Raw genomic sequence first — 26,685 nt, 5'->3', positions numbered from 1 at the left:
GGGTTGGGGTTGCCAGCCTTTGTGCCATGGCCTGATAGATAGGCGTTGCCAGCCGTTGTGCGTTCGCCTGGTGGATAGGCGTCGCACCCCCCCCACCATTCGCCGGCCCACGCTTGCAGCCACCCTGCGCATAGAGTACAAATGTACTCCATGACTACTCTATCTCCCAAACGCAGCGCCATCCTCACCTTTATCCGCGATCGCATTGCCGATCACGGCCAGCCGCCGAGCCTGGCGGAAATCAGCGAGGCCTTCGGGTTTGCCTCGCGCAGCGTGGCGCGCAAGCATATCGTGGCCTTGACCGAGGCCGGTTTCATTGAAGTCACGCCAAACCAGGCGCGCGGCATTCGCCTGGCGCGCAGCCAGCGGCGGCCCGAGCTGCTGGAAATACCGGTGCTGGGCCGGGTGGCGGCGGGGCGGCCCATCGACCCTGACGTGGGCGTGCACGACCACATGGTGTTCGACGCGCGCATGTTCGCCCGCACGCCCGACTTCCTGCTGCAGGTGGCCGGTGACTCGATGATCGGCGACGGCATCCTCGACGGCGACCTGGTGGGCGTCAAGCGCCAGCACGACGCGCGCAACGGCCAGATCGTGGTGGCGCGCCTGGACGGCGAGGTCACCATCAAGCGCCTGGAACTCAAGAGCACCGGCGTGCGCCTGATGCCGCGCAACCCCGACTATGATCCCATCGTGGTGGACGCCGAGCAGGAACTGGTGATCGAAGGCATCTTCTGCGGCCTGGTACGCCGCTGATGGGCGCGGTGGTCAGCCTCGAAGGCCTGCTCGACGAGCGACGGGTGTGGAAGGGCCGTGCCCAGGCCCAACCCGTGGCCGCCCAGCCCACCGGCCATGGCTGGCTCGACCGTGCCTTGCCCACTGGCGGCTGGCCGCCGTCGGCGCTCAGCGAAATCCTCATTCCCTGTGCCGGCAGTGGCGAGCTGCGCCTGCTGTGGCCCACCCTGGCACGCCTGACCCAGGCCGGCGAGCGCGTGGTACTGGTGGCGCCGCCGTTCATTCCGTACCCGGCGGCCTGGGAGGCGGCAGGCGTCGATTTGCGCCAGCTGGCGCTGGTCGACGCCCAGGGCACCGAAGCCCTGTGGGCCGCCGAACAGTGCCTGCGCTCGGGCAGTTGCGCGGCGGTGCTGTGCTGGCCGCAGAGCGCTGACGACCGCGCCCTGCGGCGCCTGCAGGTGGCCGCCGAAACCGGCCAGACCCTGGCGTTCGCCTGCCGCCCGCAGCAGGCTGCGCACAATCCGTCGCCGGCGGCCCTGCGCCTGGCCATCGACCTGCGCCCGGCCCAGGTGCGCGTGCTCAAGTGCCGTGGTGGTCTGGCCCCGGCCGCGCCGCTGGCCTTCAGCGAGAGCGCCTGAGGTTGTCATGCTCTGGGCCTGCATCCTATTCCCGCAACTGGCGCTGGACAGCGCCCGCCGTCGTCGCGAAGACCCCGACGCGCCCCTGGCGCTGATCAGCGGCCCCACCCAGCGCCGCGTGCTGCAGGCGGTCAACCCGGCTGCAAAGGCCCTGGGCCTGCGCCCCGGCCAGACCCTGACCGCCGCCCATGCCCTGACGCACGACTTCGCCACCCAGGAGCACGACCCGGCCGACATCGAGCAATGCCAGCAATTCCTCGCCGCCTGGGCCTACCGCTTCAGCTCCCAGGTCAGCCTGCATTACCCCCGCGCGCTGCTGCTGGAGGTGCAATCAAGCCTGGGCCTGTTCGGCCCCTGGCCGCAGTTCGAGGCGCGGTTGCGCGCCGAGCTGCAAGGCCTGGGCTTCAGCCACCGCATCACCCTGGCGCCCAACCCGGCGGCCGCGCGCATGCTCGCCAACGCCCACGACGGCCTGGCGGTGCTGGCGCCTGCGCAGCTGCCGGCGGCCCTGGCGCCGCTGTCCATCGAGCGGGTGGGCCTGCCACGGGAAACCGCCACCGCGTTCGCGCGCATGGGCCTGCGCCAGCTGGGCCAGGTACAGGCGCTGCCGCGCGACACCGTGGCCCGGCGCTTCGCCGCCAGCGACCTGCAGCACCTGGACACGCTCGCCGGCCTGCGCCCGTTGGCCCTGTCGTTCTACCTGCCGCCGGACTTCTTCGAGCAGCGCATCGAGCTGAACTTCGACGTCGAGTCGCACCAGGCCCTGCTGTTCCCCCTGCGCCGGCTGATCAACGACCTGGCCGCCTACCTGGGCGGGCGCGACAGCGGCGTGCAGCGCTTCACCCTGCACCTGGAACATGCCGAAGGCGAGGACACCCTGGTGCCGGTGGGCCTGCTGGGCGCCGAGCGCGACGCCGGCATGCTCTTCGAGCTGGCCCGCGGGCGCCTGGAGCCGGTGCAGGTCAAGCGCCCGGTGCGCAACGTGCGCCTGGTGGCGCGCGACCTGCCGCGCTTCGTGCCCACCCACCAGACGTTGTTCGACCAGCGCCCGCAGCAGTCCCAGCCCTGGGAACAGCTGCGCGAACGCCTGCGTGCGCGCCTGGGCGACGACGCCATCAGCGGCATCGCCGCCCGCGCCGACCACCGCCCCGAGCGCGCCTGGCTGGCGGCCAGCGTGCCCAAGGCGCTGCTGGCGCCCGGCCTGGCGCCGCGCCCCGGCTGGCTGCTGGCCGAGCCCCAGGCCTGGACCGACTGCGACCTGCGCGTGCTGGCCGGGCCCGAACGCATCGAGTCGGGCTGGTGGGACGGTGGTGACATCCGCCGCGACTACTACCTGGTGGAAACCACCAGCGGCCAGCGCGCCTGGGCCTACGAAACGGTGGGCGAGCAGGGGCGGCTGTGGCTGCAGGGCTGGTTCGCATGAACGGCTACGCCGAGCTGCACTGCCTGTCCAACTTCAGCTTCCAGCGCGGCGCCTCCAGCGCCCAGGAATTGTTCGAACGCGCCAGGCGCCATGGCTACCAGGCCCTGGCGATCACCGACGAATGCACCCTGGCCGGCATCGTCCGCGCCTGGCAGGCCGCCAAGGCCTGCGAGTTGCCGCTGATCGTCGGTAGCGAGATGCGCATCCATGACGGCCCCAAGGTGGTGCTGTTGGTGGAGAGCCTGGCCGGCTACCAGAGCCTCTGCCAGCTGATTACCCTGGCCCGGCGCCGGGCCGCCAAGGGCGACTACCAGGTGCTGCGCGAGGATTTCGCCCAGGTGCCGTTGCATGGCCTGGTGGCCCTGTGGGTGCCCGACAATACCCACGACCTGGCCCCTGGCCACTGGCTGCGCGGGGTGTTCGGCAGCCAGCAGCTGTGGCTGGCGGTGCAGCTGCACCGGGGCGCCGACGACCACGCGCGGCTGGCGCAGCTGCAGGCCCTGGCCGCGCAACTGGGCCTGCGCGCCGTGGCCAGCGGCGACGTGCACATGCACGCCCGTGGGCGCCGGGCGCTGCAGGACACCATGACCGCCATCCGCCACCACACCACCGTGGCCGACGCCGGCCACCACCTGTTCGCCAACGGCGAGCGGCACCTGCGGCCCTTGCCGATGCTGGCCGAGCTCTACCCCCAGGCGTTGCTGGACGAAACGGTCTATATTGCCCGGCGCTGCACCTTCAGCCTCGACCAGCTGCAATACCAGTACCCCCGCGAGCTGGTGCCCGAGGGCCACACGGCCAGTCAGTGGCTGCGCACGCTCACCGAGCAGGGCATGCACTGGCGCTGGCCCCAGGGCGCCACGCCCGCGGCGCGGGCGCAGATCGACAAGGAACTGGCGCTGATCAGCGAGCTGGGCTACGAAAGCTATTTCCTCACCGTGCACGACATCGTTCGCTTCGCCCGTGACCAGGGCATTTTGTGCCAGGGCCGCGGCTCGGCGGCCAACTCCGCCGTGTGCTTCGCCCTGGGCATCACCGAGCTGGACCCGGGGCGCATGAACATGCTGTTCGAGCGCTTCATCTCCAAGGAACGCAACGAGCCGCCGGACATCGACGTCGACTTCGAGCACGACCGCCGCGAAGAGGTGCTGCAATACGTGTTCAACCGCTACGGCCGCCGCCGCGCCGCGCTCACCGCCGTGGCCAGCAGCTACCGTGGCGCCGGCGCCATACGCGACGTGGCCAAGGCCCTGGGCCTGCCGCCGGACCAGGTCAACAGCCTGGCCGACTGCGTGGGCCGCTACAGCGACCGCGTGCCGCCGGTGGGGCGCCTGGGCGAGGCCGGCTTCGACGTCGACAGCCCGGTGCTGCGCCGGGTGCTGACGCTCACCGCCGAACTGATGGGCTTCCCCCGGCACCTGTCCCAGCACCCCGGCGGCTTCGTCATCAGCGAGCACCCGCTGGACACCCTGGTGCCGGTGGAAAACGCGGCCATGGCCGAGCGCACCATCATCCAGTGGGACAAGGACGACCTCGACGCAGTGGGGCTGCTGAAAGTCGACGTGCTGGCCCTGGGCATGCTCAGCGCCTTGCGCCGCAGCTTCGACCTGCTGCGCCGTTATCGGGGCCGCGACCTGACCCTGGCGAGCATTCCGGCGGAGTGCGTGCGCACCTATGAAATGATCAGCCGCGCCGACACCGTGGGCGTGTTCCAGATCGAATCGCGCGCGCAGATGGCCATGCTGCCGCGCCTGCGGCCGACGAAGTTCTATGACCTGGTCATCCAGGTGGCCATCGTGCGCCCGGGGCCCATCCAGGGCGACATGGTTCATCCCTACCTGCGCCGGCGCAACAAGGAAGAGCCGGTGGTGTACCCGTCCGAGGCGCTGAAGAAGGTGTTCGAGCGCACCCTGGGCGTGCCGCTGTTCCAGGAACAGGTGATGGAACTGGCCATCGTCGCCGCCGACTACAGCCCCGGCGAGGCCGACCAGCTGCGCCGCTCCATGGCCGCCTGGAAGCGCCACGGCGGCCTGGAACCGCACCAGCTGCGCCTCACCGAAGGCATGCTGCGCAACGGCTACAGCCTGGAGTTCGCGCAGAAGATCTTCGAGCAGATCAAGGGCTTTGGCAGCTACGGCTTTCCCGAGTCCCACGCGGCCAGCTTCGCGCTGCTGACCTACGCCAGCTGCTGGCTCAAGTGCCATGAGCCGGCGGCCTTCACCTGCGCGCTGATCAACAGCTGGCCCATGGGCTTCTACAGCCCCGACCAACTGCTGCAGGACGCCCGCCGGCACCAACTGCAGACCCGCGCGGTGGACGTGCGCCACAGCGACTGGGACTGCACCCTGGAGCCGTGCGGGGCAGGGCAGCCGGCCATTCGCCTGGGCCTGCGGATGATTCGCGGCTTTCGCCAGGAAGACGCCCTGCGCATTGAACAGGTGCGCGCCCGGCAGCCCTTCGCCGACGTCAGCGACCTGTGCCTGCGCGCCGGCCTCGACAACCGCGCCCGCGCACTGCTGGCCGACGCCGATGCCTTGCAGGGGCTGGCGGGGGACCGCTTCCGCGCGCGCTGGGAGGTGGCCAGCGTCGAGGCGCAACTGCCGCTGTTCGCCGACTTGCCCAGCCGCCGCGACACGCCGGTGGCGTTGCCGGTGCCCAGCGTTGGCGAAAACCTGGTGGCCGACTACGCCACCGTCGGCACCACCCTGGGCCCGCACCCCCTGACCCTGCTGCGCCCCGGCTTGCAGCGCCTGCGCTGTCGCAGCTCGCGGGAGCTGGCTGGCATCGACCATGGCCGGCACATCAGCGTCGCCGGCCTGGTCACCGGTCGCCAGCGCCCGCAGACCGCCAGCGGGGTGATCTTCGTCACCCTGGAAGATGAGTTCGGCATGATCAACGTGGTGGTCTGGAACGACCTGGCCGAGCGCCAGCGCAAGCCGCTGGTGAGCGCGCGGCTGCTGCAGGTGCATGGGCGGCTGGAGTCCGAAAGCGGCGTGCGCCACCTGATCGCCGGCAAACTCACCGACCTCACCCCGATGCTGGCGGGGCTGGACATTCGCAGCCGCGATTTCCGCTGAGCCGTGTGCGCCTTACAGCGGCGCGGGCTGGGCAGCGCTGGCCGGCGTGCGGCGGGCCGCCAGGCTCAGGCCATAGAACACCGCGCCGCCCAGCGCGCAGCCGGTGAACCAGGCGAAGTTGGCCATGGGCTGCAGCCACGGCACGAAGGTGATGCACAGGCCCGCGCCGGCCGCCAGCACCAGGGCTTTCACCGCCACCCAGTTGACGCCGTTGCTGTACCAGTAACGGCCGCTGGGGCCGTCGTTGAACAGCGCGTCGACGTCGATCTGCTGGCGCTTGATCAGGTAGTAATCCACCAGCAGGATGCCGAACAGCGGCCCGATGCAGGCGGCCAGCACGTCCAGGGTGTAGTGGATGACCTGGGGGTTGTTGAACAGGTTCCAGGGGGTGATGAACACCGACAGCACCGCGGCGATCATGCCGCCCATGCGCCAGCTGATGCGGCTGGGCGAGACGTTGGCGAAGTCGAAGGCCGGCGAGACGAAGTTGGCGACGATGTTGATGCCCACGGTGGCGGTGACAAAGGTAAAGGCCCCCAGCAGCACGGCAGTGGTGTTGTCGATGCGCGCCACGGTGGCGATGGGGTCGTGGATCATTTCGCCGAAGATCGGCAGGGTGCCCGAGACAATCACCACGGTCACCAGGGAGAACGCCAGGAAGTTGATCGGCAGGCCCCAGAAGTTGCCGCGCCGTACATCGGCCATGCTGCGGCAGTAGCGGCTGAAGTCACCGAAATTCAATGTTGGGCCAGAGAAATACGAGACCACCAGGGCCGTGGCCATGATCACCTGGCCCACGGCCTCCCAGCCGGCCAGGTGTTTCTCGGCCAGGGTGAAGCTGATGTTGCTCCAACCGGCGCGCCAGACGATCCAGCCGGCCAGGGCGAACATCACCGCGTAGACGGCGGGGCCGGCCCAGTCGATGAAGCGGCGGATGGACTCCATGCCGGTCCAGAACACCAGCGCCTGCACCACCCACAACGCGAGGAAACCGAACCAGCCCAGGTACGACAGGCCGGCGAAGGTCACTTGCTGGTAAGGGGCCAGTTCAGGGAAGAAGCGCAGCACCACGATGACCAGCGCACTGGACGCCAGGTACGTCTGCACCCCGTACCAGGCCACGGCGATCAACCCGCGAATCACCGCGGGAATGTTGGCGCCGAACACGCCGAACGCCAGGCGGCAGATCACCGGGTAGGGCACGGCGGCCTGCTGGCTGGGCCGGGCCACCAGGTTGGCGATCACCTGGACGATGCAGATGCCCGCCAGCAGCGCGATCAGCACCTGCCAGCTGGCCAGCCCCAGGGCGAACAGGCTGGCGGCGAACACATAGCCGCCGACGCTGTGCACGTCGCTCATCCAGAACGCGAAAATGTTGTACCAGCTCCAGGTTTGCGCCGTGGGGCCCAGGTCGTGGTTGTAAAGCCGGGGGCTGTAGTGGGTAGGGTGGTTGTCCGACATGCCTTGTCTCCCTCGTTCTGGTTTTTTGTATACGAGGTTGAAGGCAGAATGTGTGCCAAAGCGGTTTATGGCTCTGGATTGCGGGGTTCAGGGCTTTGGCGGGAGTGCAATGCCACGCATGAGTGCATACCCGCCCAAACACAGTGCAAAGAAACATGTATACACACCGATTCCGGACCCGGCGCGGTATGGCTGGGGATCCGCGTTGCGTTTGGACGCGGCCGTCGGCCGCTGCTACGGGGGTGAGGCGATGGCAACTGCGCAATATCGTTCAAGACACGCGCGCCGCGCTCTGGCACAGTCGCTGTCCGTTTCCGCAAGCCTTCAATAAGAACATGCCCAATACCCTTTTGCCGCGCCAGGCGTTCCTCCGCGGCGCCGCTGCCATCATGCCGCTGTCCCTGGCCACCGCGCCCTGGGGGCTGCTGGCCGGTTCCATGGCCATCGAGGCCAACCTCACTCCCTGGCAAGGCCAGGGCCTGTCGACCATCGTCTTCGCCGGCGCCGCGCAACTGGTGGCCATCGGCATGCTCAAGGGCGGCGCCGGGGTGGTGTCGATCCTGCTGACCACCTTGCTGCTGACCTCCCAGCACCTGCTGTACGGCATGAGCATGCGCCCGATGATCGCCGGCCTGCCCGGGCGCTGGCGCGTGGGCCTGGGCTTCCTGCTCACCGACGAACTGTTCGCCCTGACCAGCCGCTACGACCAGCAGACCTTCAGCCGCTGGTACGCCCTGGGCGTGGGCCTGACCTTCTACGTCGCGTGGAACCTGTTTACCCTGGCCGGCATCCTGCTGGGCAGCAGCATTCCGGGCATCGAGCACCTGGGCCTGGACTTCTCCATCGCCGCCACCTTCATCGCCCTGATCACCCCGGTGGTGCGCAACGTGCCGACGCTGGTGTGCGTAGCCGTCTCGCTGTGTTGCTCGGTGCTGTTCAGCTACTGGCACTGGGGCTCGGCGCTGGTGCTGTCGGGGCTGGCAGGCATGAGCGCCGGCTTTGTCTGCAATAAACTGTGGGGGAGCCGTTCATGATCTGGGTCGTCATTATCGGCATGGGCGTGCTGGTGTTTCTCAACCGCTACGTGTTCCTGGAGCCGCGCCTGCCGGTGCGCCTGAGCAGCAACGCGCGGCAGTTCCTCGGTTTTGCGGTGCCGGGCATGCTCACGGCCATCTGCGGGCCGATCGTGTTCATGCCCGACAAGCAGCTGAACCTGCACTGGGACAACCCCTACCTGATCAGCTCGGTGGTGGCGGTAGGGCTGGTGTTGTTTACCCGCAACACCTTGCTGAGCATGATCCTCAGCATGGCGTTCTTCTTTGCATTGCGTTGGTGGCTTTAAGCGTCTAACGACGATTGATGCCGCGCAGGGTCATCGGCGCGATGCGCCGGTGGAAAGGTGCCACCGGCAGCATGTACAGCTTGCCCAGCGCGTTGTGCGTGCGCACCACGGTGGACAGCACCACGGTGCGCGTGCCGTCGGCCGCCAGCGGCAGGCGGGTGAGGGCCAGGAACACGTCCAGATGCTTGTCCTGGTCGGCCACCAGCACCTCGTCGGGGTGGTTGCCCAACAGGGTGAAGATCCCCACCCGGTCGCCGGGCTGGTAGGCATCATCCGGCGTGGCCAGGTCCACCCGGGCCAAGGCGCCCAGGTCTTTCAAACCCACGCTTTGCACCAGCGTGTTGCGCAGCTTCATCAGGTTGTCCAGCCACCCAGGCGTGGCGGCCATCAGCGTGAGGAAGTGGCGCAGGGCGGTGCGCTCGGTGTCGCGCACCTGCACCTGGTGGCAATCGATGAAATCGGCGCCGGGCACGTACTGACTGATAGCGGAAGCGGGGGGCGGAGGGCAGGCGAGCACGGTGGTTTTCATGGGGTTTCCTGCAGCTGACTCGGTCGTGTAGCCGCTGCCGCTAGGCTGCGCTGGCCCTGAAGCACACCTTGGATCTTCAGCGTGAATTAGGGCCAGCGCAGCCTGGCGGCAGCGGCTACGGAGTGGGGCTTCAGGCCAGTATCAGCGCCGTGCCATACAGGCCGATGGCGAACACCACATGCCCCACCACGTTCAGCAAGCGCGCCAGCGCCGGCTTCGGCGCGCCGGAGCAGGCGATGCCCACGCCCATGCCCGGTTGCAGGATGAACCAGCCGGCGCCCACGGTGACCAGGCCGACGATCAGCGCCGGGGCGAAGCGTGGTTGCGCCGCCCAGTCCAGGCCCCAGATCAGCAGCAGCGCGGCGGCGAAGACCATGCCGGTGACGTAGTGCATGGCCCAGCCGATGGCCAGTTCATTGGGCACGGGCGCGGATTTGCCGATGCCCTGGCGGTGCACGAAGTGGCCGCGCGGCAGGCCGGCGAACCAGCGGCCCACGAAATGCCAGGCCGGAATCGGCAGGCCCAGGGTTCTGTTCAGCAGCAGGTTCCACAGGTCCAGCAGGGCGGTGGCGCCGGCGCCGATGACCACCGACAGCGCGAGAAAAGCGAGCATCTGGGGGTATCCTTTCCAAGAGTCGAAGGCTTGCGACAATAGCAGTTTTGCACCGTTTCAGGTGGCTGCGGCCTTGGGTTTGCGCGCACGCGGCGCCGCGCCCTGGGCGGCTGGCTTGCGCGGTGCGCCCTTGCGTTTTTTCTTCCATGGCGCGCCGCGCCCCGGTGGGCTGGCGGGGCCGCTGATGGTCAGGCTCAACCCGGCGCAGCGCTCTACCTGGCGGCTCATCCAGGCCGACTGCTTGGCCACGAACTCCTCCAGGCTCATCTCGCCGCTTTGCACCATGTCCAGCGCCTGCTCCCAGATGGCCGTGGTGCCGGGGTCGGCGATGGCCCGCGGCACCGCGTCGATCAGGCTGAAAGCGGCGGGCGTGGCGTTCAGCGCCTTGCCGTTCTTGTTCAGGTAACCACGGTCGATCAGGCCCTGGATGATGCCGGCACGGGTGGCCTCGGTGCCGATGCCGGTGGTGTCCTTGAGCTTCTGCTTCAGGCGCGGGTCTTCCACCAGCTTGGCGACGTTCTTCATGGCCTTGATCAGGTCGCCTTCGGTGAACGGCTTGGGCGGCTGGGTCCACAGGTCCTTGAGGTTGACGTCGCCCACCTCGTAGTCGGCGCCTTCGCGCAGCGCCGGCAAGGCCTGGGGGGCTGGCGCCTCGCGGCCTTTGGCGGGCGTGAGGGCCTCGGGCAGGGCGCGGCGCCAGCCCGGCTCGACGATGCGCTTGCCCACCGCGCGCAGGCGCTGGCCGGCGCAGTCGAAGTCGGCCTGGGTGCGGTCGAATTCGTGGTTGGGCAGGAACTGCGCCAGGTAGCGCGCACGAATCAGCGTGTACACCGCGCGCTGCTTGCCGGCCAGGCGGCCCAGGTCGGTGCCGGCGGCCGTGGGGATGATGCCGTGGTGGGCGCTGACCTTGGCGTCGTTCCAGGCCCGCGAGCGGCGGCTGGGGTCTATGTGCGGTATCAGCTCGGCCAGGGCCGGGTCGGCGCGGCCCAGGGCGGCGATGATGCCCGGCGCCTCGCCGTGCTGGCTGTTGGGCAGGTACCCGCAGTCGCTGCGCGGGTAGGTGATGACCTTGTACTGCTCATACAGCGCCTGGGCGATGTCCAGGGTTTCCTGGGCGCCCAGGCCGAGCTTTTTCGAACACACCTCCTGCAGCGTGCCGAGGTCGAAGGGCAGGGGCGCCACCTCGCGCATGCGCTCGGTGCGCAGCTTGACCAGCCGCGCCGGGGCACCACTGCGCAGCGCCTCGGCCGCCGCCTGGGCCAGGGGCTGTTGCAGGCAGCGGCCCTGGTCGTCGCAGGCGTCTTCAGGCGGGCACCACTGGGCGGTGAAGGGCAGGCCGCGTGGGTCGAGCTGCACGTCGATGGCCCAGAACGGCGCCGGCACGAACGCGGCGATGCTGCGGTCGCGGTCCACCACCAGGCGTAACGTAGGCGTTTGCACCCGGCCCACGGGCAGCACGCCCTGGTAGCCGGACTGCCGGCCGAGCAAGGTGAACAGCCGGCTCATGTTCATGCCGATCAGCCAGTCGGCACGCGAACGGCCCAGGGCCGAATGGTACAGGCTGAAGGTTTCTGCGCCCGGCTTCAGCGCCGCCAGGGCCTTGCGAATGGACGCGTCGTCCAGCGCCGACAGCCACAGGCGCTGCACCGGGCCGCGGTAGCGGCAGTGCTCCAGCAGCTCACGGGCAATCATCTCGCCCTCGCGGTCGGCGTCGGTGGCAATGACCAGCTCGCGCGCCTCGCCCAGCAGGCGCTTGACCGCCTTGAACTGGCTGGCGGTCTTGGGCTTGACCAGCATCTTCCACTTTTCCGGCACGATGGGCAGGTCGGCCAGCACCCAGCGCTTGTAGCGCTCGTCGTAGGCGTCGGGCGGCGCGGTTTCAAGCAGGTGGCCGATGCACCAGGTCACCGTCACGTCCGTGCCCACCCAGCAGCCATCCCCGCGCCGGTTGGCGCCGAGCACCTTGGCGATATCCTTGGCCTGGGAGGGTTTTTCGCAGAGGTAGAGGCGCATGGCCGTGGGTGTCTTCAGTGGTGGTCGAGTTGCATAGGATGAGGAAACCCTGCGCGCCAGGCAAGCAAAATCTGTATGGATATACAGCATGTTGCTGCCGTGCCTCTGAGCAGGCGATGCGAATCCCTCAGGCGATGGCACGTTGCAACCGATGTAGCACCGGCCCATAGGCCGGGTCGCGCCGCGCGGGCGGCGCTCGATTTCGGACGCGCCGAAAAACGCCCGACCTGCACCTGCAAGCCACCCTCACAATCCCCGGCCGTGCACCTCGCATCCACACCGAGGATCTCCAGCGCACACCCGGGCCAGCGCAGCCTTGCGGCAGCGGCTACGGGGATTGAGGGGTGAATTCGATGGGTTCGGCGCGGCGCGACCCGGCCTGCGGCCGGTGCTACATTTTTGCACCGTGGCTTGGCCTGATGAATAGGCGTTAACCCTTCACCCACAACCCCTCGCACAACAACCCCGCGCAATACCGCGCATTCGCCCGGCGCGTTTCGGCATCCACCGTCTCCCGCGCCATCTGGTCGACCATGCCGACAAAACATTTGCCGATCATGTCCGCCGGAATATCGGTACGGAACAGGCCTATCTGCTGCTCCTTGGCAATGTTGCTGCCGATCCAGCTGGCCATGCCGGCCTTGGTCTGGGTGCAGCCGGGCGGCTGGAAGAAGCCTATCTGGGTCAGGTCCGGGTCCTGGGCCAGGAAGTCGAAGAAGCGCAGGAAGCTGGTGGCCACGCTGTCCAGCAGCTCGGCGGGGTGCAGGGCGGTCTTGATCAGCAGGGTGCTGATCAGCGCCTCCAGGCGGCGGCGAAACTCGCCCACCAGTTCTTCGTAGGCGGCTTCCTTGCTGTCGAAGTAGCTATAGAAGGTGGGCTGGGTCAGGCCGCTGGCCTTGACGATGTCGCTGACCTTGGTCTCGTGGAAGCCCCGCCGGGCGAACTCGGCGGCGGCGGCGCTGCGCAGGCGGGCGTGGGTCTGTTCGCCCTTGGTGAGGGTAGGGGTGGACATGGCGGTTCCGGCAGGGAAATTTTACTTGTGAGTAATGTTACTCAAGAGTAGCCTTTTTGATCAAATGCTACTGGCGAGTATGTTTTCGCCCCTGTGACCTGGAGGTCCACTCATGAAGTTGATTCTGTTCGCCCTGGCCCTGGCGGCCTTCGCCATCGGCACCACGGAGTTTGCGCCCATGGGCCTGCTGCCGGTGATCGCCGATGGCGTGCACGTGTCTATCCCCACCGCCGGGCTGCTGATCAGCGCCTACGCCATTGGCGTGATGGTGGGGGCGCCGCTGATGACCCTGCTGTTGGCGCCGTACCGGCGCAAGGCCGCGCTGTTGCTGCTGATGGCGATTTTCACCGTCGGCAACCTGCTGTCGGCGCTGGCGCCGGGCTACGACACCCTGGTGCTGTCGCGGGTGGTCACCAGCCTTGCCCACGGCGCGTTCTTCGGTATTGGTTCGGTGGTGGCGGCCAGCCTGGTGCCGGCCGAGAAGCGCGCCAGTGCCGTGGCTACCATGTTCCTGGGCCTGACCATCGCCAACATCGGCGGGGTGCCGGCGGCCACCTGGCTGGGGCAGAACATTGGCTGGCGCATGGCGTTCGCTGCTACCGCAGGGCTCGGCGCCTTGTCCATGCTGGGCCTGGCGCTGTGGCTGCCACGCGGTGAGAGCGGGCAGAAGCCCGACGTGCGCCGCGAGCTGCAGGTGCTGGTGCGTGGCGACGTGCTGCGGGCCTTGCTGACCACGGTGCTGGGCGCCGGCGCCATGTTCACCCTGTACACCTACATCGCCGCGGTGATGCAGGACCTGATCCACGCCACGCCGACCTTCGTGACCTTGTTGCTGGTCATGATTGGGATCGGTTTCACCGCTGGCAATTATATCGCCGGCAAGCTCGCCCACCGTTCGCTGGAAGGCACGCTGATCGGCGTTCTGCTGGTGATGGCGGCGCTGATGCTGGGCATGCCCGCGCTGCTGCAAGGGCAGGTCAGTGCGGTGCTGGTGATGGTGGTGTGGGGCGCGTCGGCCTTCGGGCTGGTGCCGCTGGTGCAGGCGCGGGTGATGCAGTCCGCCCACGACGCGCCAGGGCTGGCGTCGTCGGTCAACATTGGCGCCTTCAACCTCGGCAATGGCCTGGGGGCTGCCTTGGGTGGCGGCGTGTTGGCCCTGGGCCTGGGCTACCAATGGGTAGCCCCGGCGGGTGGCGTGCTGGCGCTGGCGGGGCTGGTGCTGGTGGGCTATGGCCACTTCCGCGCGCCGGCCCGGGTGCCTCAGCAGGCCTGAGTCAAAGGTTCCAGCGCTTGGATGTCTTGTGCAGGCGCAGGCGCATGGCTTCCAGGTTGCTGGCCAGTTGCAGGGTCAGCAGGCGGAAGCCCTGGGCGTCCTGGCTGGCCGGCACCACGGCGTGCTCGATCTCGGCGCCGCGCTCGGCCTGGCGCGCCAGGCGGTCGGTGGCGCCGGTCTCCAGGGCGCGGGCCATGGCAATCAGCTGGCGGTTGATCTGCCGGTGCTCGGGGTGCAGCCAGGCGTGCCAGTCGCCGTGGTCCTTGGGGCGCAGGTTGGACAGCAGCTCCAGGGTGCTCAGGCACAGGCGGAATTGGCCCTGGATCACCTCAAGCTCGGTGAGCGGAATGCGCACCTCCTTGGACACCGACGGCATCAACGAGCGCAGTTGCACCATGATGCCGTTGAGTTGTGCGGCCAGCTTCAGGTGCTCGTCGTCGGTCACCGAGTTGCCGTTGAGAATACGCCCGTACGCCTTGGCGCAGCCGCGCAAGCCCTTGGCCAAACTGAAGCGCCACGAGTACACCGCGTACAGCGGGATGGCGAAGGAAAACGCCAGCGCCAGGGCGATGCCGATCAAAATGTCCACCAGCCGCCACAGGCCATCGCTGATGGGGTTGTCGCCGTGCCCGGCGACGATGAACACGGTGATCGCCGACAGCAGCGCGATATAGCCGCCCTTGCCGATGGCGTGGTAGGCAAAGAACCCGCACACCGTGGACATGGCCACGTACGTCAGCCACTGCTCGTGCAGGTAGCTTTGCTGCAACACCAGCGCCAGGCCAATGGCCGCGCCGATCAGCGTGCCGTAGGCGCGTTCCAGCGACTTGCGGCCGATGTTGCCCTGGTGCTGCAGGCCGCCGATCACGATCAGCAGCGTCACCGACGCCCATTCGCCATGGGGCAGGCTCAGCCCTGTGGTCAGCAAGATGGACGCCAGGAGGCCAACGGCCACCCGGCCGGCGTGGATGTAGCGGGCGTAGAGGTAGCGGCGGTGCGGGTCGAGCAGGGGGCGCAGGAACGGTAAGCGGCTGGGGCGCAGTGCCTTCATGGGGGTCCGTGTAGGGCGGTGGGTCGGGGCGCCCATTATGCACGCTCGCAGCCCAATTGGGTCCACCGCAAAACCCGTAGCAGCGGCCGCCGGCCGCGTCCGGGGCCCTGCGCTCCACCTGATACACCGCTGACGCAGCCTTCGGCAGCTGCTACGGGGCGGGGTTTCAGCCGCACCTGTCAGTTCTTACAGTTGTGGGCCATCCACCAAAAGCGCCCAATCATCGCTCCAACCATTCGTGGAGCGCAGATTATGCCCCTCAATCCATTGCTACAGAAAAACCGGCCCTTGATCCACCCCATCGTCCCCGGCCAACCGGCCGTGGTCGGCACGGCCCTGCCTGCCGCTGCCAATAGCCCCCGGGCAGTGCCCGACTTGCGGATTCCCGCCTCGGTCGACATCAGCCCCACCCTGGGCGGCATCGGCTTGGGCTTGGTCAACTCGATCAGCGGCTTGCACGTAGTGGTCGATCCCTACGTCATCATGAGCTCCAATGATGAAATCAGGGTGTTTTTCGACAACGTCCTGGTGCACATTTACCCCGTGGCCATTCCCAATGTCGCGGTCAACTTGTACATTCCCTACGGCGCGTTCATGCCGGGTACCGACCAGACCGTCTCCATCCACTACACCGTGACCCGTGTCGCGGGCACAGTGGAAACCTCGGTGCCGCACCTTTATCGCATCAAGCTGACCCGCCCCGGCGGCGTCGACCCCAGCTCAGACCCGCAACACCAGAACCTCCCGGCCCCCGTGTTGCCGCCGCACATCATTGCCAACGGCGTCAGCGAGGCGGACGCCCAGGCGGGCTTCAAGGTGACCATCAGGCCATACCCCTACATGGCCAGCTTCGACGTCATCGATCTGCGCTGGAACGGTGTTGCGCTGCCGCCTCGCACAGTGCTCCCAAACGAGGTGGGAGCCAACATCGACATCGACATCACCGCCGCGGTCATCTCGCTGGGAGGCGATGGCCGAGATTTAATGGTTTTTTACCGGGCGTACGACCAGGTCAACAACGTCTCGGAGGACAGCGTGGGCCAACCGTGGTCGATGATTACGCTGGTATTCGTGCACGCCAACCCGAATGCACTGCCAGCGCCAGAGGTACCGGAAGCCCCCAATGGCGTGTTGCGGCTGGACCAGTTGGGCCTCAATGACGTGCACGTGCACGTGTTTCCCTACCCGCCAGCCTTTGTGCAGGGCGACCAGGTAACGGTTCGCTGGGATGGGAAAACCTCGACGGGCCAGCCGGAGGCATTCGAACAGACCTTGACGGTAGGGAGCGTGCCGGGATTGTTGCTGTTTACCGTGCCCAACGCCAAGGCGGCGGCCATTGGCGGGGGGTATGCGGATGTTTCGTACGTGCTGCAGGATGCGGGGGCGATCACGCCGCCCAAGCCGTCCAAGTACCTGCGCATTGACGTCATCGGCCAGGCGGTTGGCGAGCCGTGGCCGGCGCCGCTGGTGCGCGATGCGACGGGGGCGTCGGTGACCACGCTGAACCCGATCAAGCCAAATACCAGTAACGAGGAAAACACCGCCACGCTGACGGTGACCGATGCGCGCCTCAAGGCGGGCAATGTGCTGGCCGGCTTGTGGACGGTGGCGGGTGCACAGGCCTCGTATGTGCCCTGGGTGACGGTAACCACCGATGGCCAGGTGGAGGCGCCGGTGCCACTCGAGTTAATTGCGGCGGCAGTGGGCAAGCAGGTGGTGGTGGAGTATGTGGTGTTTGGTGATGACGGCGGGGAGGCGATTGGTACTTCCGTGCCGATGACGTTGATGGTATCGGCGATTGCGCAGGGGGCGTTGCCGGTGCCGCGGATTACCGAAGCCAACAGCAATGACGAGCTGGACATCCCCAACCTGGTAGGTGATGCGCACGTTACCGTTGGACGCTGGCCGTTTATCGCGGCGGGGCAGCGGGCATGGCTTACCCTGACGGGCCCAGACTTGAGCCTGCAGTTGCTTGAAGGGCACCAGGTGACGGCAGCAGAGGCTCAAAACGGATTGAGCGTAACGGTCGCGAAAGCACAGTTGGCGGGCTTGGCGGACAATGCCAGGATCACGGTGACCTTAAAGGTGGCGTTTGACGGTGCCACGTTGGAGGGGGCGGCGGTCACGTTCCCGGTGAAGCAGTACACGGTGAAAAACCAAACTTATCTGGTGCGTGAGTTTTACGATTTTGAGGATCGTGAAATGCACGGTTGGGCCAGTCCGCCCGGTTTTCATCAGGATATCAAGATTGAACAGTTTGGCGGGTCGTATGCTTTAGCAGCAGGGATTGGCCGACGCGAAGGCTCTAGAGCTGGGGCTGCCAAGGAGTTCTCGACGCTAAAGGAGGGGGGCACCTATCGGTTAACCTTAAACGCTGCGGCTAGAATGGCAGGAAGAGGTGAGCTCCAGGCTACCGTTTATTATCCGGATGGAAGGCAATCAGCTATCTGGCGCTCTACCGTGGAAGAAGAGTTTGCATTATTCTCAGGCACATTTGTGGGTGTTGCTGGTCCTGTGCGATTGGAGTTGGTGGCAATATCCGAACTTGTTGCTGAAGTGTGGGTGTATCTTGATGACATTTTGCTGGAGCTTGTTGGTTGAGGTTTAATTGTCACATGGCGAGACCTAGGGGCAGTATGAAATGTATTCCAACAAAGGTCAGGCAAGGTGATAACAGGCGAGGAACGGCCGGGGTTGAGCCCGACTTTACGGGTTGTAAGTGAGCATCCGAGCCTGATCTCAACGCAGCATGCCCGCGCTGGGATGATTTTGTACAGAACCCGGCGCTACTTCGAGCGCCCGCCATCAGTAGCAGGCCCTATGGTCGCAGCCAGCAGGTTGCGGCAATAGGTCTTGAACACGTACTGATTCTTCACAACCACGGCAATTCCGACACAACCCCTAACACTCCTTTGATTGCCACCTTGCCCGGTGCGCCCTTACCCTGCGCACCGTCTCCGAAGCCTCGGGGATCAGGTTTAGCGACCTGTTCTAAGAAACCCGCAGCACCATACCGCTTGTTTCAGGGCTTCATGCCTGAGATAAGTGTTATGGCAGCTGCGTGTGGGAGGCCTTCGGGCCTGCCGGGCTTAGCCGGTTCGCTAACCTGCACGCAGCTGCCACCCAAATTCCAACCACCGTGGCAGCCCTTCACCCGCAAGGAGCTTCCGCCATGGCCACCTTCGTCGCTACCACCTTTTTCCGCCACCAACTGCCCCTGCGCGCGCTGATGATCGAGGACCAGGCCTGGCTGTGCCTGCACGACCTGGGCCGGCTGATGGGCGTGCACTTCGTGGAACGGCGCATCCGCAGCCTGGACGCCGACCAGCACCGCGAGGCGTGGGTGCAGCTGGACGGCGAGTGGGGCCGGCACTTGCTGGTGAGCGAGACCGGCGCGGTGACCTTGATCATGCACAGCCAAATGCCGGAAAACCGCGCGTTGCGCCAGTGGCTGACGCTGGAAGTGGTGCCGACGCTGCGGCGCATGGGCCCCGGCGAGGTGCCGGCGGTAACGGCCATGTGCGCCCACGGCGGGCAGGTGAAGGTGCTGTATTGGCAGGATGAACCGTGGATTCGCCTGCGTGATATGCCGGAGGTGCTGCCCATCAACCGCCCGCAGAAAGCACCGTGGTGGCGGGTGTGGGCCTGACCCCATTCTCCCGGCCATGCGCCATTCTCGTAGCCGCTGCCGAAGGCTGCGCTGGCCTTGAGCCACGCTGAAGATCTTCATCAGTGTACTCAGGGGCCAGCGCAGCCTGGCGGCAGCGGCTACGGGGCGTGTGGGGCAATGGGGTATCGATGTTGGCAATACCTGGCCTGCGCCTATCTCGATTGGTTCGCTACCACACCCCTTCGCTAAGGTATCCACTGGCCTAAAACCCAGGATGCCCCATGCGTTACCAACGTCTCGACCTCAACCTGCTGGTGGCCCTCGAAGCCCTGCTCAGCGAATGCAACGTCACCCGCGCGGCCGAGCGCCTGAACCTGGGGCAGTCGGCCACCAGTTCGGCGCTGGGGCGGTTGCGTGAACACTTCAACGACCCGCTGCTGGTGGCCGTGGGCCGGCGGCTGGAGCCCACGGCGCGGGCGCAGGCCTTGTTGCCCAAGGTGCGCGAGGCGCTGGCGCTGACGCGCGAGGTGATCGAAGCGCCGGCCGCGTTCGACCCCGGCAGCTGCCAGCGGCGCTTTACCGTGGTTGCCTCGGATTACGTGGCGGCGGTGCTGATGCCGGCGGTCAGCCGGGTGCTGGCGCAGGTGGCGCCGCAGGTGCGCCTGGCCCTGCGCGACCTGCCGCTGCCGCGCGGCGGCGACGTGGTCAGCGAGGCGCTGGACTACCGCCGCAGCGATTGCGTGATCGTGCCCCAGCGCCGGCTCAACAGTGACTACCCCCATGCGCCGCTGCTGGTGGACCAGTGGTGCTGCATTGTCTGTGCCCGGTCGGTGCATGCCCAGGGCCTGAGCCTTGCCGCCTACCGCCAGGCGGAGCACGTGGTGCGCGAGTTCGCCGACGGCCGCACCCTGGGCATGGACGCGGCGTTCCTGGCCGAGCAGGGTATCGAGCGCAAGGTGGGCGTCACCGTGGAAAGCTTTGCATTGGTACCCGCGTTCGTGGCCGGCAGCCAGCGGGTGGCCACGCTGTTCCGGCGCCAGGCCGAGCCGTTTGCCGCTGCCCACGGGGTGAAGGTGGTGCCGGCGCCGCTGGCGTTTCCCCAGGCGTTGCAGGTGCTGCAGTGGCACCCTTACCAGCAGGACGACCCGGCGCTGGCCTGGTTCCGCGGCCTGCTGGTGGCGCAGGCCGCGGCGCTGGGTCAGGCCTGAGCGTCGCCGGTGTCGGCCGCAAGGCCCGCGCTGTCGATGGCGGCCAGGGCGCAGCGTTCGTCGTTGTCGGAGGTGTCGCCGCTGATGCCGATGGCGCCCAGCAGCACGCCCTGGGCGTTGCGGATCAGCACGCCGCCGGGCACTGGAATCACCTGGCCGTCGGTGAGGCTGTTGATGGCGTCGAAGAACGCCGGCATGGCCTGGGCGCGGCGCGCCAGTTCGCGCCCGCCCAGGCCCATGCCCAGGCAGCCGCGGGCCTTGCCGGTGGCGATTTGCGGGCGCAGGAAGCTCGCCTGTTCGTGGCGCAGCACGGCCAGCGGGTGGCCGGCGGCGTCCAGCACGGCGGCGGCGAGTGGACGCAAGCCCAGCTCGCGGCCGCTGGCAATGGCCTGGCTGGCAATGAGGGTGGCGGTGTGCAGGTCGAGGTGGTTCATACGGTCCATTTCCCCAGTTGGGCGACGCGGTCACGGGTGTACAGGTCGGTCCACTTCAGCGAGTTGAAGTCCGAGACCTGTTTGGGGTTGTAGGGGCTGCGCGAGAGGTTTACCGGCTGGCCACCCTTGTACACGGCCTTGAAGCGGCTGCGGTCCTGCAGCAGGCGAATGTCGTCCAGCGGCGAGCCGTCCAGCATCAGGAAGTCGGCCTGCTTGCCCACCTCGAGGGTGCCGAGGGTGTTGCCCTTGGGCATGCAGCGCGAACCCACGTTGGTGGCGGCGAACAGCGCCTCGGCGGGGGTGAAGCCCAGGCGCGTGACCAGCAGCTCCAGCTCGCGCGCGTGCCACTCGCCATAAGGCGTGACGGCAAAGCCCGAATCGCTGCCGCAGGCGAACGGAATGCCCGCCGCCTTGGCGCGCTTGAGCACCGCCGAGCCCACCTCCAGGGTGCGCGCGCAGTAGCCGGCGTAACCGGTGGTGATGGCCGGGTCGTGGGGCTGGCAGAAGTCCACGGTGTTCTGCGGGAAGGTCATGGTCGGCGCCAGGATGCTGCCCGATTGCAGCAGCGCCTCGATGCAGTCGTCGTCCATGTAGAAGGCGTGGAACACCAGGTCCACCCCGGCCTTGGCGGCGTACAGCACGGCTTCGCGGCCGTAGGCGTGGGTGGCCACCTTGCAGCCCAGGCGGTGGGCTTCGTCGACCATTTCCCGGGTTTCATCGGCGGTGAAGGCGGCGATGATCGAGCCGTCGGGGCGGCGATGGGTGCCGTCCATGGCGATCTTGATCAGGTCGACGCCGTCCTTGGCCTGGGTGCGGATCTCGGCGATGGCTTCGCTGCGGCTGGTGACCAGGCGCGCGGTGAAGAACTCCGGGGCGCCGACGCGGCTGGGGAACCAGTCGTTGAGGCTCTGGCGGTTGGTGATCACCCGGCTGCTGGCGGCCACGCGCGGGCCTTCGAACAACCCGGCGTTGATGGCGTTGCGCACCGAGATGCTCAACTGGCCGCTGTCACCGGGGCAGACCATGCTGGTGACGCCGGCGGCCAGCACGTGCTGGGCGAAGAACATGCCGCGCAGGGCGCGGAATTCGTCGCTGGTCCACAGGTCGATGTCTTCCTCGCTTTGCGCGTTGCCGAACGCAAGGTGAGTGTGCACGTCCACCAGCCCCGGCATGACGAAGTGCGTGCCGGCGTCCACCAGGGTATCGCCCGGTTGCGGCGCGGGGGCCTGGCTGGTGGGGCCGACGTAGGTCAGCACGCCGTCTTTGGCGATCAGCGTCTGCTGCGTACGTGGGGCCAGGCTGGTGCTGTCGAACAGGGTCTTGCAGTGCAGGTGAAGGGCGCTCATCGGGGCGGCTCGCTGTTGTTATGAGTATGGGGCGAGGCTAGCGAGCCTGGGGGGCGTGGGGAAACAGATTGGGTTGATGGCCAGGTATTGAGCGGTTCAATACCTGGGTTGGCGTGGGTTGCTGGACGCGGCCTTGGGCCGCTGCTACGGGGGCGGGGTGCGCATTATTTTGTCGCGTTGACTCACGCCGCCAGCGGCTGCTCCAGGCCCTGGATAATCCCGCCGATCTGCTCGCGCAACCAGCGGTGCATCGGGTCGCCGTCCATGGTGCGGTGCCACAGCATGAACTCGCGCATCAGCGGGATTTTCACCGGCGTGGGCAAGATGCGCAGCGGCAGGTGCTTGGCGTACAGCCGCGCCAGCCGGCCGTGCATGGTGGCCACGCGCTGGGTACCGATGATCAGCTGGGGCAGGGTGTTGAAGTCGTTGGTGATGACTTCCAGGCGGCGGCTGACGCCGTACTGGTTCATGAACCACTCCTCGATGCTCATGTGCCGGGTGCGGCCGAAGCCCACCGACACGTGGCCCAGGTTGATGTACTGCTCCAGGGTCAGGCTGTCGCCGACCTGGGTGTTGCCGTTCCACACGGCGCACACGTGTTCTTCCTCGAACAGCAGCTGGGAAGGGTGGTCCTCGAGCACGTAGCGCTCGGGCACGATCATCAGGTCCACTTCGCCGCGTACCAGCAGCTCGCTGGAGTTGTCACCCGGACCGAGCATTTCGAAGGTGATGAACGGCGCTTCCTGGCTGATCTTCTCGATCACCTGGGCCAGCAGCACGCTGATCAGGTAGTCGGAGGTCACCAGGCGGAAGTGGCGCTTGCTGGTGGAGGGGTCGAACGCCGGTTTGCTGGTGATGGACGAGCGAATTTTCAGCAGCACGTCGCGCACCGGCTCCATCAACTCCAGGGCATAGGGCGTGGGCTGCATCTTGCGCCCCACCTGCACCAGCAGTTCGTCCTCGAAATAGCTGCGCAGGCGCCCCAGCACGCCGCTGGTGGCGGACTGGGTCATGTGCAGGCGCTCGGCGGCGCGGGTGATGTTCTGCTCCTCGAGCAGGATGTCGAGGGCGACCAACAGGTTCAAGTCCAGGTGGTTGAAGCGCATGGCGAGTGCTCACGGTTTCTTGTAGTTGTTTTCTCGATACCTTCGCGGCAAACCATCAGCGCGTCAAGCCTGGCCACAGGTATCGCGAACGCCGATACATGCCATCCCCACACACGATTAGTCAGCTGCCAAGACGGGCGCCACTCTGTGCCGCATCCCGGTCTGCCGGGCATGCCACCGGCCGCCGAGCGCGGCCCAATCATAATTTCAATGGAGTGGTCTGCATGAATATCCTTGGCCTTGATGCCGTGGTTTTTGGCGTCGACGACGTGCCCGCCTGCACCGCTTGCCTCACCGACTACGGCCTGGCGCCGGTAGGCGTCAGCGAGCAGGGCGGGCGCTTTGAAGCGCTGGACGGCACGGCGGTGGTGATCCGCCGCTTTGACGACCCGACGCTGCCGGCGGCCATCGGCCCGGCGCCGTCGTTGCGCGAAACCGTGTACGGGGTGGCCAGCGCCGCCGACCTGGATGCCATCGAGGACGAGCTGGGCCGCGACCGCGCGGTGCACAAGGACGCCGATGGCACCCTGCACAGCGTCGACGACATGGGCTTTGCCATCGCCTTCCAGCTCAGCGTGCGCCGCCCCTACAGCGCCAGCGCCGACCTCACCAACGCCCCCGGCAGCGCGCCGCAGCGGCCGCTGAACCAGATCGGCATCAGCCCGGACATGCCCGCCGTGCCGCGCAGCCTGTCCCACGTGGTGTACTTCGTGCCCGATTCCGCCAAGGCCGAGGCGTTCTACCAGCGCCTGGGCTTCCGCACCACCGACCGCTTCGTCGGCGTAGGACCGTTCATGCGCCCGGCAGGCTCGGACGACCACCACAGCCTGTTCATGATCCAGACCCCGCCGCACATGAAGGGCTGCGAGCACTTCACCTTCCACCTGGGCAGCGGCACCGAAGTGCTGCTGGCGGGCACCCGCTTCGCGGCCAAGGGTTGGACCAGCTTCTGGGGCCCGGGCCGCCACCTGCTGGGCTCCAACTGGTTCTGGTACTTCAACAGCCCGCTGGGCTGCCACATCGAGTACGACGCCGACATGGACAAGCACGACGACGCGTGGGCCGCGCGCCAGGCGCCGATGTCGGCCGACAACTCGCAGCTGTTCCTGTTTGCCGGCCGCGAAAAGTGGGCGCCCGGCGGCCCGCCGGCCAAGCAGGGCTGAGCCATGGCCATCGCCCTGTGCCCGGCCGGCCAGTTGCTGGAGGGCCAGGCCCGCGGCTTCGACCCCCACGGGGTGGGCAGCGACACCGTGTTCGCCCTGCGCCACGCAGGCCAGGTGTGGGTGTACCGCAATAGCTGCCCGCACCTGGACGTGCCGCTGGAGTACCGCAAGGACCGTTACCTGTCCGCCGATGGCCAGCGAATCATCTGCTACGCCCACGGCGCGCAGTTCGCCCCGCACAGCGGCGAATGTCTATACGGGCCGTGCCGTGGCGAGCACCTGGAGGCCCTGGCACACCGCATCGAAGACGGCTGGCTGGTGCTTGAACAGTTTTGAAAACGTGGGCGGCCAGGTATCGCGATTGGCGATACATCGCATCCGAACATGCGATTAGTCAAATCCCTGCCCAGCCCCGAACCTGATTGCACGACCTTGGAGACAATAATGACTCATCCATCGATCGAAACACCGTTTGCCCTGGGCACCTTTTCCGCTGCCGGCAGCCCGCGCTTCGCAGGCCTGGTGGTCGCCGACCAGGTGGTTGCCGTGGCTGCCCTGGCACACCTGGCCGAACTGCACGGCGCCCACAGCGTGCTGGGCCTGCTGGAACACTGGGAGCACAACTTCGCCCAGCTTGACCGCCTGGCGCGCCAGCTGGCGGCGGACAAGCAGGGCCTGCCATTCCTGGGGCTCGACCAGGTGCACTACCACGCGCCGGTGGACCTGCCGCGGCAGATCTTCTGCTCGGGTGCCAACTACCACAAGCACGTGGTGGACCTGATCGTCGACGACCCGCAGTTCGAAACCGACGGCATGGACAACACCCAGCGCCGCGCCTACGCCGTGGAGCTGATGAACAAGCGTGCCCGCGAAGGCAAGCCGTTCGTGTTCAACAAGGTGGCCTCCAGCGTCACCGGGCCGTTCGACCCGATCATCATTCCGGCCGGCAGCAAGAAGCCTGACTGGGAGCTGGAGCTGGGCGTGGTCATCGGCAAGCCGGCGCGCCGCGTCAGCCGCGAAAACGCCCTGGACCACGTGGCTGGCTACGTGGTGGTCAACGACCTCACCGAGCGCACCAAGGTGTTCCGCCCCGACATCCCGCAGATGGGCATGGACTGGCTGAGCAGCAAGAACGCGCCGACCTTCCTGCCCATGGGCCCGTACCTGGTACCCGCCGCCTACGTCGGCAACCCCCAGGAGCTGCAACTGACCCTGCGCCTGAACGGCCAGGTGATGCAGGACGAAAGCACCGCCGACATGATCTTCGACGTGGCACGCATCATCGAATTCATCTCCCAGAGCGTGCAACTGCTGCCCGGCGACCTGATCTGCAGCGGCTCGCCCTCGGGCAACGGCACCCACTACAACCGCTTCCTGCAAGCCGGCGACCTGATGGAAGGCACCATCGCCAAGCTGGGCACCCAGCGCAACCCCTGCGTTGACGAACGCTGATACCCCCAATAAGAACAAGACGGAGCATAACCATGACAGCAGTGAGCAAGGTCCTGATAGTGGGCGGTGGCATCGGCGGCCTGTGCGCAGCCATCGCCCTGCGCCGCAAGGGCATCGACGTCGACCTGGTGGAGCTGAAGGGCGAGTGGACGGTGTACGGCGTGGGCATCATCCAGCAGTGCAACGTGGTGCGCGAGATGGCCCGCCTGGGCGTGCTCGACGGCTACCTGGGCGCGGCGTTCCCGTTCGAGGACGTGGCCCTGTACAACGCCGACGGCCACACCCTGGCGCGCATTCCCGGCCAGCGCCTGGCGGGCCCCCAGTACCCGGCCAACGTCGGCATCTCGCGCCTGGCCCTGCACCAGGTGCTGAGCAGCACCGCGCTGGAGCTGGGCACGCGCATTCGCCTGGGCACCAGCGTCGAGGCGCTGGTGCAGGACGCCAGCGGCGTCGACGTGGCCTTCACCGATGCAAGCCAGGGCCGCTACGACCTGGTGGTGGGCGCCGACGGCCTATTCTCCAAGGTGCGTACCCTGCTGTTCGGCGACACCTACACGCCGCGCCACACCGGCCAGTCGGTCTGGCGCCACAACTTCAAGCGCGACCCGGCCATCGACCACCTGGCCAACTACCTGGGCCCGGACGGCAACGCCGGCCTGTGCCCGCTGGCCGATGACCTGATGTACCTGTACCTGACCAGCTACGAGCCGGGCAACCCGTGGATGGACAACGCCACCCTGGCCGCCGAGATGCGCAAGCGCCTGGCCGGCTTCAATGGCCTGATCGGCGAGCTGCGCGAGCAGATCACCGACAGCAGCCAGGTGGTGTACAAGCCCATGGAGGTGGTGTTCGTCAGCGAGCCCTGGTACCGCGGCCGCGTGCTGCTGATCGGCGACGCCGCCCACGCCACCACGCCGCACCTGGGCCAGGGCGCTGGCATGGCCATCGAGGACGCCGTGGTGCTGGGCGAGCTGATGGGCGCCCAGGGCGGGCAGGGCGTCGAGGCCTTGCTGCAGCAGTTCATGGAACGCCGCTACGAGCGCTGCAAGTTCATCAGCGAGAGCTCGATTCTGGCGGGGGACAAGGAAATCGAGCACGACCACGGCTTCGACCGCGTGGGCCTGGTGCGCACGATGCTGGCGTTGACCGCCGAAGAGATCTGAGCGCCGCCTTGTGACACGACCGCGCCCCACGCTGGG

Annotated in this window: 23 protein-coding genes; 14 read left to right on the top strand and 9 right to left on the bottom strand. The window is 67.3% G+C overall.

Going from position 1 to position 26,685, the window contains the following annotated elements:
• Positions 1–141 precede the first annotated feature (141 nt).
• Genes lexA through AC0J42_RS15765 form a run of 4 tightly spaced genes read left to right on the top strand, consistent with a single transcriptional unit; the run spans position 142 to position 5,873 of the window.
• Positions 142–756, top strand: coding sequence for a transcriptional repressor LexA (lexA, locus tag AC0J42_RS15780; RefSeq protein ID WP_416424516.1), 615 nt, complete (start codon positions 142–144; stop codon positions 754–756).
• Positions 756–1,373, top strand: a complete 618-nt coding sequence (imuA, locus tag AC0J42_RS15775) for a translesion DNA synthesis-associated protein ImuA (protein ID WP_473002353.1) — start codon at positions 756–758, stop codon at positions 1,371–1,373. Before lexA ends, imuA begins: the two co-directional genes overlap by 1 nt.
• 7 nt (positions 1,374–1,380) lie before the next feature.
• Positions 1,381–2,796 carry a Y-family DNA polymerase gene (locus AC0J42_RS15770; protein WP_473002352.1) on the top strand — a complete coding sequence of 472 codons (1,416 nt, stop codon included), beginning with the start codon at positions 1,381–1,383 and terminating at the stop codon, positions 2,794–2,796.
• Positions 2,772–5,873: an error-prone DNA polymerase gene (locus AC0J42_RS15765; protein ID WP_473002351.1), complete on the top strand. Its 3,102-nt coding sequence runs from the start codon at positions 2,772–2,774 to the stop codon at positions 5,871–5,873. The genes AC0J42_RS15770 and AC0J42_RS15765 overlap by 25 nt, the downstream gene beginning before the upstream one ends.
• A gap of 12 nt (positions 5,874–5,885) precedes the next feature.
• Here the strand turns inward: AC0J42_RS15765 and AC0J42_RS15760 are convergent, their stop codons facing one another.
• Complete coding sequence (locus tag AC0J42_RS15760) at positions 5,886–7,334, bottom strand: NCS1 family nucleobase:cation symporter-1 (RefSeq protein ID WP_473002350.1); 1,449 nt, start codon at positions 7,332–7,334, stop codon at positions 5,886–5,888.
• 335 nt (positions 7,335–7,669) lie between these two features.
• Here AC0J42_RS15760 and AC0J42_RS15755 point away from each other — a divergent pair, with 335 nt between their 5' ends.
• Both AC0J42_RS15755 and AC0J42_RS15750 read left to right on the top strand, forming a co-directional pair.
• Entirely contained in the window at positions 7,670–8,368 is a 699-nt protein-coding gene (locus AC0J42_RS15755; protein WP_416424511.1) for an AzlC family ABC transporter permease, read from the top strand.
• Positions 8,365–8,676 carry an AzlD domain-containing protein gene (locus AC0J42_RS15750; RefSeq protein WP_416424510.1) on the top strand — a complete coding sequence of 104 codons (312 nt, stop codon included), beginning with the start codon at positions 8,365–8,367 and terminating at the stop codon, positions 8,674–8,676. The genes AC0J42_RS15755 and AC0J42_RS15750 overlap by 4 nt, the downstream gene beginning before the upstream one ends.
• 4 nt (positions 8,677–8,680) lie before the next feature.
• On the opposite strand, the gene AC0J42_RS15745 is transcribed toward AC0J42_RS15750, so the two are convergent.
• The 4 genes from AC0J42_RS15745 to AC0J42_RS15730 form a co-directional block, all read right to left on the bottom strand.
• On the bottom strand, positions 8,681–9,205 hold the full coding sequence (locus tag AC0J42_RS15745; RefSeq protein WP_473002349.1) for a DUF2867 domain-containing protein: 525 nt from the start codon (positions 9,203–9,205) through the stop codon (positions 8,681–8,683).
• Between the two features lie 130 nt (positions 9,206–9,335).
• Positions 9,336–9,818, bottom strand: a complete 483-nt coding sequence (locus AC0J42_RS15740) for a DUF2938 family protein (RefSeq protein ID WP_473002348.1) — start codon at positions 9,816–9,818, stop codon at positions 9,336–9,338.
• A gap of 57 nt (positions 9,819–9,875) precedes the next feature.
• A complete protein-coding gene (locus AC0J42_RS15735) occupies positions 9,876–11,831 on the bottom strand; it encodes a DNA topoisomerase III (RefSeq protein ID WP_473002347.1) in 1,956 nt (651 codons plus the stop codon).
• A 430-nt stretch (positions 11,832–12,261) separates the two neighbouring features.
• A complete protein-coding gene (locus AC0J42_RS15730; RefSeq protein ID WP_416424507.1) occupies positions 12,262–12,843 on the bottom strand; it encodes a TetR/AcrR family transcriptional regulator in 582 nt (193 codons plus the stop codon).
• A 112-nt stretch (positions 12,844–12,955) separates the two neighbouring features.
• Between AC0J42_RS15730 and AC0J42_RS15725 the strand changes: the two genes are divergently transcribed.
• Positions 12,956–14,116, top strand: coding sequence for an MFS transporter (locus AC0J42_RS15725; protein ID WP_416424506.1), 1,161 nt, complete (start codon positions 12,956–12,958; stop codon positions 14,114–14,116).
• A gap of 1 nt (position 14,117) precedes the next feature.
• Here AC0J42_RS15725 and AC0J42_RS15720 read toward each other — a convergent pair whose 3' ends face one another.
• Positions 14,118–15,167, bottom strand: a complete 1,050-nt coding sequence (locus tag AC0J42_RS15720) for an FUSC family protein (RefSeq protein ID WP_473002346.1) — start codon at positions 15,165–15,167, stop codon at positions 14,118–14,120.
• A 252-nt stretch (positions 15,168–15,419) separates the two neighbouring features.
• Here AC0J42_RS15720 and AC0J42_RS15715 point away from each other — a divergent pair, with 252 nt between their 5' ends.
• The 3 genes from AC0J42_RS15715 to AC0J42_RS15705 all read left to right on the top strand — a co-directional run bounded on the left by AC0J42_RS15715 (position 15,420) and on the right by AC0J42_RS15705 (position 19,985).
• Entirely contained in the window at positions 15,420–17,768 is a 2,349-nt protein-coding gene (locus tag AC0J42_RS15715) for a hypothetical protein (RefSeq protein WP_473002345.1), read from the top strand.
• A 571-nt stretch (positions 17,769–18,339) separates the two neighbouring features.
• Positions 18,340–18,816 carry a BRO-N domain-containing protein gene (locus AC0J42_RS15710; RefSeq protein ID WP_473002344.1) on the top strand — a complete coding sequence of 159 codons (477 nt, stop codon included), beginning with the start codon at positions 18,340–18,342 and terminating at the stop codon, positions 18,814–18,816.
• Positions 18,817–19,058: 242 nt separating this feature from the next.
• On the top strand, positions 19,059–19,985 hold the full coding sequence (locus tag AC0J42_RS15705; RefSeq protein WP_473002343.1) for a LysR family transcriptional regulator: 927 nt from the start codon (positions 19,059–19,061) through the stop codon (positions 19,983–19,985).
• On the opposite strand, the gene AC0J42_RS15700 is transcribed toward AC0J42_RS15705, so the two are convergent.
• The 3 genes from AC0J42_RS15700 to AC0J42_RS15690 form a co-directional block, all read right to left on the bottom strand.
• Positions 19,976–20,419 (bottom strand): GlcG/HbpS family heme-binding protein, encoded by a 444-nt coding sequence (locus tag AC0J42_RS15700; protein WP_473002342.1) that lies wholly within the window; start codon positions 20,417–20,419, stop codon positions 19,976–19,978. The two genes, AC0J42_RS15705 and AC0J42_RS15700, sit on opposite strands and share 10 nt — an antisense overlap.
• The gene (locus AC0J42_RS15695) at positions 20,416–21,765 is read right to left on the bottom strand and encodes a metal-dependent hydrolase family protein (protein WP_473002341.1); all 1,350 of its coding nucleotides are present in this window, start codon (positions 21,763–21,765) and stop codon (positions 20,416–20,418) included. The genes AC0J42_RS15700 and AC0J42_RS15695 overlap by 4 nt, the downstream gene beginning before the upstream one ends.
• A 182-nt stretch (positions 21,766–21,947) precedes the next feature.
• Positions 21,948–22,871, bottom strand: coding sequence for a LysR family transcriptional regulator (locus AC0J42_RS15690; RefSeq protein WP_473002340.1), 924 nt, complete (start codon positions 22,869–22,871; stop codon positions 21,948–21,950).
• Positions 22,872–23,095: 224 nt separating this feature from the next.
• Between AC0J42_RS15690 and AC0J42_RS15685 the strand changes: the two genes are divergently transcribed.
• The 4 genes from AC0J42_RS15685 (at position 23,096) to AC0J42_RS15670 (ending at position 26,649) form a co-directional block, all read left to right on the top strand.
• Positions 23,096–24,034, top strand: a complete 939-nt coding sequence (locus tag AC0J42_RS15685) for a VOC family protein (protein ID WP_473002339.1) — start codon at positions 23,096–23,098, stop codon at positions 24,032–24,034.
• Positions 24,035–24,037: 3 nt separating this feature from the next.
• Positions 24,038–24,370, top strand: a complete 333-nt coding sequence (locus tag AC0J42_RS15680) for a Rieske (2Fe-2S) protein (RefSeq protein WP_473002338.1) — start codon at positions 24,038–24,040, stop codon at positions 24,368–24,370.
• A 108-nt stretch (positions 24,371–24,478) separates the two neighbouring features.
• Positions 24,479–25,486: a fumarylacetoacetate hydrolase family protein gene (locus AC0J42_RS15675; RefSeq protein WP_473002337.1), complete on the top strand. Its 1,008-nt coding sequence runs from the start codon at positions 24,479–24,481 to the stop codon at positions 25,484–25,486.
• A gap of 32 nt (positions 25,487–25,518) precedes the next feature.
• Positions 25,519–26,649: an FAD-dependent oxidoreductase gene (locus AC0J42_RS15670; RefSeq protein WP_473002336.1), complete on the top strand. Its 1,131-nt coding sequence runs from the start codon at positions 25,519–25,521 to the stop codon at positions 26,647–26,649.
• Positions 26,650–26,685 lie beyond the last annotated feature (36 nt).

The sequence above is a fragment of the Pseudomonas sp. Tav-5-1A genome, assembly GCF_055755055.1.
This window is presented reverse-complemented; position numbering and strand designations above follow the sequence as displayed.

Excerpts from the sequence above, each read along its gene's own strand:
- AC0J42_RS15770 (WP_473002352.1), top strand. The coding sequence starts at position 1,381 with ATGCTCTGGGCCTGCATCCTATTCCCGCAACTGGCGCTGGACAGCGCC.
- AC0J42_RS15740 (WP_473002348.1), bottom strand. The coding sequence starts at position 9,818 with ATGCTCGCTTTTCTCGCGCTGTCGGTGGTCATCGGCGCCGGCGCCACC.
- AC0J42_RS15745 (WP_473002349.1), bottom strand. The coding sequence starts at position 9,205 with ATGAAAACCACCGTGCTCGCCTGCCCTCCGCCCCCCGCTTCCGCTATC.
- AC0J42_RS15750 (WP_416424510.1), top strand. The coding sequence starts at position 8,365 with ATGATCTGGGTCGTCATTATCGGCATGGGCGTGCTGGTGTTTCTCAAC.
- AC0J42_RS15730 (WP_416424507.1), bottom strand. The coding sequence starts at position 12,843 with ATGTCCACCCCTACCCTCACCAAGGGCGAACAGACCCACGCCCGCCTG.
- AC0J42_RS15700 (WP_473002342.1), bottom strand. The coding sequence starts at position 20,419 with ATGAACCACCTCGACCTGCACACCGCCACCCTCATTGCCAGCCAGGCC.
- AC0J42_RS15685 (WP_473002339.1), top strand. The coding sequence starts at position 23,096 with ATGAATATCCTTGGCCTTGATGCCGTGGTTTTTGGCGTCGACGACGTG.
- AC0J42_RS15690 (WP_473002340.1), bottom strand. The coding sequence starts at position 22,871 with ATGCGCTTCAACCACCTGGACTTGAACCTGTTGGTCGCCCTCGACATC.
- AC0J42_RS15760 (WP_473002350.1), bottom strand. The coding sequence starts at position 7,334 with ATGTCGGACAACCACCCTACCCACTACAGCCCCCGGCTTTACAACCAC.
- AC0J42_RS15705 (WP_473002343.1), top strand. The coding sequence starts at position 19,059 with ATGCGTTACCAACGTCTCGACCTCAACCTGCTGGTGGCCCTCGAAGCC.
- AC0J42_RS15670 (WP_473002336.1), top strand. The coding sequence starts at position 25,519 with ATGACAGCAGTGAGCAAGGTCCTGATAGTGGGCGGTGGCATCGGCGGC.
- AC0J42_RS15720 (WP_473002346.1), bottom strand. The coding sequence starts at position 15,167 with ATGAAGGCACTGCGCCCCAGCCGCTTACCGTTCCTGCGCCCCCTGCTC.
- AC0J42_RS15695 (WP_473002341.1), bottom strand. The coding sequence starts at position 21,765 with ATGAGCGCCCTTCACCTGCACTGCAAGACCCTGTTCGACAGCACCAGC.
- AC0J42_RS15735 (WP_473002347.1), bottom strand. The coding sequence starts at position 11,831 with ATGCGCCTCTACCTCTGCGAAAAACCCTCCCAGGCCAAGGATATCGCC.
- AC0J42_RS15755 (WP_416424511.1), top strand. The coding sequence starts at position 7,670 with ATGCCCAATACCCTTTTGCCGCGCCAGGCGTTCCTCCGCGGCGCCGCT.
- AC0J42_RS15725 (WP_416424506.1), top strand. The coding sequence starts at position 12,956 with ATGAAGTTGATTCTGTTCGCCCTGGCCCTGGCGGCCTTCGCCATCGGC.
- AC0J42_RS15680 (WP_473002338.1), top strand. The coding sequence starts at position 24,038 with ATGGCCATCGCCCTGTGCCCGGCCGGCCAGTTGCTGGAGGGCCAGGCC.
- AC0J42_RS15675 (WP_473002337.1), top strand. The coding sequence starts at position 24,479 with ATGACTCATCCATCGATCGAAACACCGTTTGCCCTGGGCACCTTTTCC.
- AC0J42_RS15710 (WP_473002344.1), top strand. The coding sequence starts at position 18,340 with ATGGCCACCTTCGTCGCTACCACCTTTTTCCGCCACCAACTGCCCCTG.
- imuA (WP_473002353.1), top strand. The coding sequence starts at position 756 with ATGGGCGCGGTGGTCAGCCTCGAAGGCCTGCTCGACGAGCGACGGGTG.
- AC0J42_RS15715 (WP_473002345.1), top strand. The coding sequence starts at position 15,420 with ATGCCCCTCAATCCATTGCTACAGAAAAACCGGCCCTTGATCCACCCC.
- lexA (WP_416424516.1), top strand. The coding sequence starts at position 142 with ATGTACTCCATGACTACTCTATCTCCCAAACGCAGCGCCATCCTCACC.